We start from the raw sequence: 6,178 nt of genomic DNA, 5'->3' as shown, positions 1-6,178 counted from the left end.
TGGTCGGAACTGCGTTATCAGCTATTAATTTTAAGGAAGATAAAAGCAACCTTTAAAATTGAGAAACAATAAAAGTTACTGGCAAAATCCCTTCCTAAACCTTAGAAGTAATTAGGGTTTGCTGATTAAATATCAAAGTCTTTACTGATATTGGTAAGTGCCTTTTTAGAACGTGAAAAAGTACCTGATTTTCGCCTTATAAGGCTCAAAAAGTGAGTATTTTGGCGTATAGTGGGGCAGAGTTAGCAAGGGATAATTTTTCCGACTACCTCCTCTACAACTCCCTCCAAATCTTGACTCTTAGCTACTCCCTACTCCCTACTCCCTACTCCCTGTCGAGCGCAAAAAGACTTATGAGCGCAAACCCTAATTACTCATTACTAATTGCTGACAGCTGACTGCTAATAGCTGAATGCTTACCTTCTGTCTTTATGACCAAGAAATAAGGTCTTAAGCTTCCCTTTTGAAGGAAATAAAAAAGTAAATTTCAGATTTCAACCTTCGCCCTGAGTCGGAAGTACTATTTCGCTTCGCGACATGAATGCGGAGCATTCTGTAGGATAGCTCCTCTAATACCAATTCTCAAAAACTTTGCTATACTTGGATTTTCTATTTATAAATACTATTTATTGCCTTAATTTGATTGTTAACTAACCTCTGTGATTTTTCCAGTTATTTTTACCACCTTCCAAAGGTAGCATTACTTTTGAGAAATGGTATAAGAGAGGCAACTCCTACCTAGGAGGCTAACTGATCACTGAAATAACCCTAACTTTTCTTAATTTGCCGAACTACATTTTTGACTTTATCAATAAATCTTTGTCCTAAACTTTTTTTAGCCTCAGTTTTTTGAGGATAGTAAGTAGGTTTCGCTTCGCCCAGATATCGATAATGCTCCCAAATATCCCAATAAGGGCATCCTGGTTCAATCCGAAAACCTGCCCAATGTAAATATTGTACAGGCTTACCTACTTTAGGGTCAATCAAGCGATCGCCTTCCTGTTGAAAATGGGGACTACCTGCCCAACTTCCGGGACCTTTACCTTCTGGCCGTCTAACTAGATTCAACCGCCGAGAAATATGTTTTAATACTATATAGTTAAAAATTGGCTGGTCTGTGGTTTTTTCGGAAAAGTCAAAATACTCAGTATTAGCAGCACATTCGGCAAAGGTTTCATATAATTCATTTTCTGTAAATAGGTTTTTCTTTGACGCCCACCACCCACTATTAAATACATCTTTAAGTTGTTCTTCAGTGAAGATTTGATTTTCTAGAACTTTAGATGTAAAGACATTTTTTATCCCACTTAAATATTGATAGTCGCAACACAGAAAATCATAATCTTCCAGATATTTGAGATTATCAGCAATTTTTTCAAAGACAACAATATCAACATCAATATAGAGAAATTCATCGAACGGTCCGAACCAACAAGCTTGTTTTTTTTGTTTGTTAGGAGTATTAAAAAAGCCTTGACCAAAAATGTTATACAAATTATTGCAAAGATTATCTACAAATTCTAAATCTGGATAAATTTCTACACCATATTTACTCGTAACTATTTCTGCTACCTGCTGAGAATTTTCATCAAAAGGAATCATAATAATTGGAGTATCAGTGTCATATAATCGGATACTTTTCAGCAGAGCGATCGTATTATCAAGCACTTTATCATTGGCGACAATATAAATTCCTTTCATCATTTTTTCCTTAGTTATTTCCACCTAGTTTTTGGCAGATTTTAGTTATTATATTGTAAGCATTCAGCTATTAGCCATCAGCTATCAGCAATAATACCTTGTGCTTAAGGACGAGGTTTAAATGAATATAGACTTTGGAGCTAACTTAATGCCAGATTTTTCTAGCTTAATTAAATGTTGCTTTTATCACTCACTAAAAGCAATAGCTGATAGCTGACGGCTAAATGCTTACATTATATTTACTTACTTACTTACTAGAAAATTATTCAGATTTTGATTTTCCTGCAAATTTTGATTTTTTTTGGGAAAGAATCATCATAAAATTCTTTTCATCTTGCTTCTATGATTTTTTTTACCTAGTTTTTGGCAGATATTACTGATTATATTCTAGAATTTTAGTCTCACTGTACATTTTGTTGTTTTTTCGGGAAATCATCATCAGAAATTGAACAGTTTTCCACAAATTGATAGTTTGAGCGTTTGCCCTGTAGTTAGCAATAATATAAATGCCTTTTATCTTTTTTCCTTAGCTATTTTAATCCTGTTTTTGGCAGATTTTAGTCATTACATTTACTGGCGGATTATCGGATTCTATTTGCCCTGTAAATTTTAGTAATTTTCAGGAAATCATCATCAGAAATTGAACGGTTTTCCACAAATGGATAATTTGAGCCATCGCCCAGTAGTTAAGGACAATATAAATCAATGCGTTTTATCTTTTTTTTCTTAGTTATTTCTCTCCAATTTTTGGCGGATTTTAATCATTATATTGACTGGCAGATTCTCAACTTTTAAATAACCAGTAAGTTTTAGTAATTTTCGGGAAATCATCATCAGAAATTAAACAGTTTTCCACAAATTGATAGTTTGAGCGTTTGCCCAGTAGTTAGTAATAATATAAATATCTTTCATATTTTTTCCTTAGTTATTTTAATCCTGTTTTTGGCATATGTTACTGAATTATATTGACTGGCAGATTCTCAAATTTTAACTAACCAGTAAATTTTAGTGATTTTCGAGAAATCATCATCAGAAATTGAACATTTTTCCACAAATGGATAGTTTGAGCGTTCCCCTATTTCCTATCTACCATATAAATTTATTTTATCTTTTTTTATTTAACTATTTAAACCCAGTTTTTTGAAGATTTTAGTTATTATGTTTACTGGGGGATTATAAGGTTCTGGTTTGCCAGTAAATTTTGGTCTTTTATCTGGTTCATGGAGATAACGATAGTGGAGAAAAATATCTCGATAAGGAAAATCTAAATTTTCTCCCTGACAAAGCCTAGCAAACCTTTTAGAAGAAACTCCAATATAATGAAGATATGTCAGTCTTTCTCCTTTATCATATAGTACATTATCCCTTTCTTCAAAATGAGGAGATGTTACAGAACAACCTGTTCTTTTTTCTGGTGGTAAATCAAGACCAAAATTATAAACAGGAATATCCAATCGCATTTTCATATAGTTGAGTAAAGATTGGTTTGGAGCGGATGTATATAAAATTTCTCCTTCTCCAGTGTTCAGCTTTTCTACTAGAAACTGTCTTTGAGTTTCCGAGAATAAACCCCTTTTCCCTGCATAAAATCCCGCACAAAAAATTTCAGATTTAATCCGTGATTCTGGAAAAACATCAAACAGTTTAGGTGACTCTAAATTAAAAATATGGGAAGGGTCTTTATACTGAAAATCATAGACAACAAAATCATCCTTATCCAACTGTTCAAAAATATATTCAACAGAATTAAGTACCAGAATATCTGCATCAAAATACATAAACTTTTCAAAAGGAGCTTGAGTATCGAAGCCACAATATCTACGATTCATGCCAATTCGATTTACCCCTTTAATCCCTTTTTCTGCCCACATACTCAAAGCATTTGGATGACCTTTCCAAGCTTCGTAAGAAAATTCTTCCCAGGGGGCAAATATTTCTGGTTTGTCTAAAAAATGGACATTATTTCGCTTTTCTATATCGGCTTGGACTTTTGCAGTATTATCGTCATAAGCAATAACACAAACTGGAGTATCAGTACCAACATTAACCTCAATACTATTGAGTAGAGCTACCAGTTGATCGAACACTACATCATTTGCTACAGTGTATATACCGTTGGTCATAAAAATTAATTTAAATCACTATTTTTGATTATATCAGGAATTTAATCAACGCTAACTATCGGAAATAACTATTAATTATGAAAGTTTTATTAGTTCGAGATTATAAGGCTTGTAATACTGCTTATTTAGTTTACTGTTTAAACTATTTAAGAAAAAGATTTTTAATTAAATACACAGAAATAAATGTTCTTGATTACCTAGACTTTTCCCATGATTCCTATGATGTAGTAATATATGCAACTCATCCAGGGGAATCAACAAATAAGTTTAAAAGAATTCTCCCAACGATTCTGCAAACTGACGATAAATTTCAATCTTTTCCCAATACTAAGATATTATTTGATGGTTATGATAATGGAAGCTTAGATGGCTTTGAAAGATTAAAAGGAACTACTTTACCGAGAATCAAAAATTCTCCCCATAAAGATTCATTGTCTAAATTGAATGTAATTTTATCAACAACTTATCCTATGACAATATCTCCCAAGTCTCCTGTGTATAAATATGTTGGTTCATTTCCAGTATTTGCTAAATCTATTGACAGGGATATAGAAATATCTTGCAGAGTTAGTTTAGGTAAAAATGATAATTATCGTCGTCAAATTCGACAAGCAATATTAGATAAGATTAAAGATTATCATGGCAGTAATTCTATTAATACTGAATATGTACCTAACGATCCAAATTACAAAAGTTATATGGCAAGAGTATTAGTTTCTGTCTGTCCTCCCGGACATGGACCTGGTAGCTTTCGTCATTTAGAAACTCTCAATGCTAAATCTTTGATGTTTTCTCATGACTCTATTGATGATGTTAAGTTTTTGCCTAATACAGATTTAATTGAAGGGGAAGATTATGTATCTTTCAATCTTGATAATATGACTGATAAGTTAGACGATCTTTTGGCTGACAAAGAAAGAATTAAACAGATTTCAGAACGAGGATATAATAAATTTGTTAAGGGTTATTCTATAGGAAAATTTTCTATGAAACTCTACAGTAAGTTCAGAGAACTGGTATGATTAGTATTAATTTTAAATTATAAAGGTTTATAGTTATGACAAATAATTGGCATCAAGGCATTAGAAATAAGATTGACAAACTAATTATCTAAATATGGTTTACTACCACCTCAAGATTGGAGGAATATTCAAAAAGTCTTCATTGTTTCTACGGGGCGTACTGGCACTTTATTTATGAGGGAATTTTTTAAACTTTTTCCAGAAGTATTTTCCTGTCATGAACCTAATCCTGATTTTTGTAATCTTGGGACTAATTATGCTAGAGGAATAATATCATCTCATCAAGCAGTTCAAGAAAATGAAAAAGGACGTCGTGTATTGTGCTGTGAAGTAAAACGACGAAAGGCAAAAATATATATTGAATCAAACAATAGACTATTTTCATTTCTCAAACCTCTTAGAGAAGTTTTTCCTGATGCTAAGATTGTTCATATTGTCAGGGATGGACGTGACTATGTTCGTTCTGGCATGAGTGGGAAATGGTATGAAAAAGATGATAAAACAACTCTAAGGTTGAGAGCAGATATGTTTCATGACGATCCTTATGCTAATAAATGGCAACAAATGAGTAGTTTTGAAAAAATTGCGTGGTTATGGCAGAAGAAAGATGGATTTATCTACCAAAACGATGGTCGCTCCGGCCTTTTTAAGATTTCTAACTTCATTGGGTTCTCAGAAGAAAAAACTCTATCTTGTTTAGAAAAAATAGGTGATTATAAGCCTCACAATACACGAACAAGTAAACATAAAATTCCTAAGTATCCACATTGGGATGAGGCAATGAAATCTAGCTTCAATGAAATTGCTTCTGAACAACAGAAAATACCGAATCTAACTGGTCAAAAATATATTCAACAGAATTTAATACTAGAATATCTGCATCAAAATACATAAACTTTTCAAAAGGAGCTTGAGGATCGAAGCCACAATATCTACGATTCATACCAATTCGATTTACTCCTTTAATTCCTTTTTCTGCCCACATACTCAAAGCATTTAGATTACCTTTCCAAGCTTCGTAAGAAAATTCTTCCCAGGGGGCAAATATTTCTGGATTGTCTAAAAACTGGACATTTTTGCGTTTTTCTATGTCTGCTTGGACTTTTTCCGTGCGATCGTCATAAGCAATAACACAAACTGGAGTATCAGTACCAACATTTACCTCAATACTATTGAGTAGAGCTACCAGTTGATCGAAGACAACATCATTTGCTACAGTGTATATACCGCTAGTCATAGAAGTTAAATTGAATCACTGTTTTTAATTATATCAAGTTCAACACTCATCACAAACTATTGTTATTTATTTTTGTGTTTATTAGGAATAATTAT

General features: G+C 32.6%; 5 protein-coding genes. 2 read left to right on the top strand and 3 right to left on the bottom strand.

Translation table 11 applies throughout. The features are described from left to right. Positions 1-768: 768 nt before the first annotated feature. Together F6K54_RS13165 and F6K54_RS13160 are read right to left on the bottom strand one after the other, a co-directional pair. Positions 769-1,704, bottom strand: a complete 936-nt coding sequence (locus tag F6K54_RS13165; RefSeq protein WP_293078160.1) for an Npun_R2821/Npun_R2822 family protein — start codon at positions 1,702-1,704, stop codon at positions 769-771. Between the two features lie 1,115 nt (positions 1,705-2,819). After that, the gene (locus tag F6K54_RS13160; RefSeq protein ID WP_293078158.1) at positions 2,820-3,824 is read right to left on the bottom strand and encodes an Npun_R2821/Npun_R2822 family protein; all 1,005 of its coding nucleotides are present in this window, start codon (positions 3,822-3,824) and stop codon (positions 2,820-2,822) included. A gap of 77 nt (positions 3,825-3,901) precedes the next feature. On the opposite strand from F6K54_RS13160, the gene F6K54_RS13155 reads away from it, so the two are divergent. Beyond that, the gene (locus F6K54_RS13155) at positions 3,902-4,846 is read left to right on the top strand and encodes a hypothetical protein (RefSeq protein WP_293078156.1); all 945 of its coding nucleotides are present in this window, start codon (positions 3,902-3,904) and stop codon (positions 4,844-4,846) included. 126 nt (positions 4,847-4,972) lie between these two features. Further along, positions 4,973-5,740 carry a sulfotransferase gene (locus F6K54_RS13150; protein WP_366558123.1) on the top strand — a complete coding sequence of 256 codons (768 nt, stop codon included), beginning with the start codon at positions 4,973-4,975 and terminating at the stop codon, positions 5,738-5,740. Here F6K54_RS13150 and F6K54_RS13145 read toward each other — a convergent pair. Next, positions 5,640-6,083: a hypothetical protein gene (locus tag F6K54_RS13145; RefSeq protein ID WP_293078154.1), complete on the bottom strand. Its 444-nt coding sequence runs from the start codon at positions 6,081-6,083 to the stop codon at positions 5,640-5,642. The two genes, F6K54_RS13150 and F6K54_RS13145, sit on opposite strands and share 101 nt — an antisense overlap. Positions 6,084-6,178: the final 95 nt, after the last annotated feature.

The sequence above is a fragment of the Okeania sp. SIO3B5 genome (genome assembly GCF_010692555.1).
Taxonomy (GTDB): domain Bacteria; phylum Cyanobacteriota; class Cyanobacteriia; order Cyanobacteriales; family Microcoleaceae; genus Okeania.
The sequence above is the reverse complement of the archived record's forward strand: the minus strand, read 5'-3'. Positions and strand labels throughout refer to the sequence as shown.